Annotated in this window: 3 protein-coding genes; all 3 read left to right on the top strand. The window is 37.9% G+C overall.

Features of this window, described 5'->3' with window-relative positions:
* On the top strand, positions 1–787 hold a 787-nt coding region (locus K941_RS15890), incomplete at its 5' end, for a VENN motif pre-toxin domain-containing protein (RefSeq protein WP_029103825.1).
* Positions 784–1,239, top strand: coding sequence for a hypothetical protein (locus K941_RS0112265; protein WP_029103824.1), 456 nt, complete (start codon positions 784–786; stop codon positions 1,237–1,239). The genes K941_RS15890 and K941_RS0112265, both read left to right, overlap by 4 nt.
* 8 nt (positions 1,240–1,247) lie before the next feature.
* Positions 1,248–2,881, top strand: a 1,634-nt coding sequence (locus tag K941_RS17885; protein WP_036388401.1) for a polymorphic toxin-type HINT domain-containing protein, incomplete at its 3' end; no start/stop codon positions are given.

Genomic DNA, 2,881 nt, shown 5'->3' with positions numbered 1-2,881 from the left:
CACCCAAGAACAAAAAGATACGGTTACCAGTGTCATTACCCTAGCCAGTACAGCGACTACTTATGGCACAACAGGTGATGTCAGCAGTGCGGTGAGTGCTTCTGAGGTGGGGAAAGCGGGGGTGGAGAATAATAACTGGGGCGGAGAGAATTGGGCTTATGCAGTAGGTGGTGGTAAAGAATATGCACAAAGTCAAGCATCATTAGCGGATTATTGTGCAAATCAAAGCGGAAATATACAAAACTGTATAAATAACCTGCAATACACCCAAGGTAGATTTAATGCATTTCAAAGTCTTGCGACAACAATTTCGGATGTACACAACTATTACAATGACATGACTATTGTTAGCTTATCTGGAGGAATGGCTGGCTATACTGCTATTGTAAATAACAAAAGTGGTGAAGTTTGGGTAAGTAATTATTCTGATATAGGAATTACCCTGAGCCCAAAAAGTATACAAGAATTAGAAAATGCTATTAAAGTAAATCCATCTGGAAAAATATCAAAATCAGTTGGGTTTGGCATGTCTATTAATTTTGGTAGTATCAAAGGTGGTAAAATGACCGCTAGAGATGTAAACGATGCTATACAAGGCACTTCACTTGGAATACAGGCTTGCAAGGGAGTGTGTGTCGGAGGTATTAGAACCGCAGGTAAAGATGCAAAAACAATTTATACCTACGGGGTTGGAACGCCACAGTTCGGTTTAACTGGAGGTAAAATGGTTAAAACAAATATTGTATTAACAAAAGAAAACATTGACGAGCTATTGAAAATAAAATGAAAAATTTATTTAAAAATATATTTATATTGATAGTAATTGCAATGATTGTTGTGTTGAATATAAAAACATATACATATAAAAAAGACAATCCTAAACTTTTTGATGTTAAGTATGTGGAAAGACCATCTGATGAATATTTGCATCAATTATTTGATTTAATTACAGAGAAAAAACAGAGCTATAAAAATGATTGGTTTATCAATAAAGGGGGGTGGTTTGGTGTTATTTCTATAAGAAAGAAGTATGATAATTTGGATTATATGCCTGTTTTTATTCATAATATGAAGGCATTAAATTTTATAGAAATAGAACATAATAAAATTTATTGTTTGGATCAGGTGAAGGCTGAATTGGGGGTGGATAGTGAAAATAATAGTAAGAAATATTTTTATTTTTCACTATCTTGGGAGCAAGACAGTATTTGTAGGAGATTGCATGTTGATAAAAATTAGGCATAACTATGGATTCTCTGTTGGTAATATGCTCCAGCCTTAATGATTTTAACAAAGAGCAAACACTTAAAGAGTTAAATGCTCAAACAGTCATTACCACAGAGTTTGGGAGGGAAGCTCCAAAGGCAGCGGCGGAGTTCAGTAAAGATCAAATCAAACGCATTGCAAGCGATCCAAATCTAACCCCTGAAGAGAAAATAACGGAGCAACAAAAGTGGGCAGAGGGTGGTGTTTATCGTGTTGCTCTGCACACGGCTGTGGGTGCAATCGGTACTGGAACGATTGAAGGAGCTGTTACTACAGGCGGTATTGCTGCCTCAGCACCAATAATCGATAAGCTGTCAGAACAAGTAACTGAACAACTGGTAAAAGCTGGCATTTCAGAAGATACTGCACAAAATGCCACAAGTCTAATCACAAGCCTTGCCATTGCAACTGCTACCCAATCAGCAGGTGTAGATACTTCAAGCACTGTAATGGCGGTGAATACGGATGTGAATAATCGGCAGTTGCATAAGCAGGAAATTGATATATTAAAAGCAGAGGCTAAAAAGCTAGCTCAAAAACAAGGTATAACCGATAATGAAGCTTATAGCATACTTTATGCTTGGGTTTATAGTCAATTAGATACCAAGGCAAATAATGAATTGTCATCTTATTTGGCTTATATGAAGGAATTGCAAAGCCCATTGACACCATATTCTACAGAAAGTTACCATAAATTAATTGGTAACTTACAAGAGGCTGATAGGATATATCAATCTCTTGTTAGTAAACATGGAGGTCAAAAAATTGAGACCGCCAAAAAAGATTCTCAAGGTAATGACATTTATCTTTTTAAAGCCAATGCACATCAGCAGAATCAGGCAAATTTATTTGGTAAGTCTACAAATTATCAGGGTGGCATTGTTGGTGGCATCGATTTGGACGGTTCTGGTGCCTTAAATAATCAAGCGCAAGCAAATTATAAAGCCTATTTTGATGGAAAGATAAAATCTTATCAAGCATCCAAAACAAGCGTTTCAGGAGAAGTTTACCCAGTTTATCCCGAAGATTGGATTGGGGGAGCTACTCTTGTTGGTAAGGGTGCTGTTAAATTGACTGGTGCTAGCTTGAAAAATCTTGGGGGTAAAGGGGTTTCTGGGGCTAATACCAAAAAAGTCGACCAACCCACAATCACCCAAGCCAAAGCCACCTGCACCAATGGTATTTCTTGCTTTACCGCAGGTACACTCATTGAAACATCAAGGGGCTTAAAAGCCATTGAAACCTTCACAGGTGGTGAACTGATTTGGACACGAAATGATATTACCCTAGAATATGGCTATCGCCCTGTCATTGCCACCAAAGCAACGCCTGACCAACCTATTTTTCAAGTAACGGTAAAAAACCATCAAGGAGACATAGAGACCCTAGAAACCACAGCCGAACACCCATTTTGGATTAAAGACACAGGCTGGCTAAAAGCCTCTTTACTAGAACAAGGCATGATACTGCTTGATAGAAACAATCAAGAAGTAGAAGTTATAAGCCAATACCTACTACCCAACCACACCGATACCGTTTATAATATTGAAGTCGATGACTTTCACACCTATCATGTGGGTAGATTGGGTGTGTGGGTGCATAATGCGGATTGTTG

The organism is Moraxella caprae DSM 19149 (genome assembly GCF_000426885.1).
GTDB classification, from domain to species: domain Bacteria; phylum Pseudomonadota; class Gammaproteobacteria; order Pseudomonadales; family Moraxellaceae; genus Moraxella; species Moraxella caprae.
This window is presented reverse-complemented; position numbering and strand designations above follow the sequence as displayed.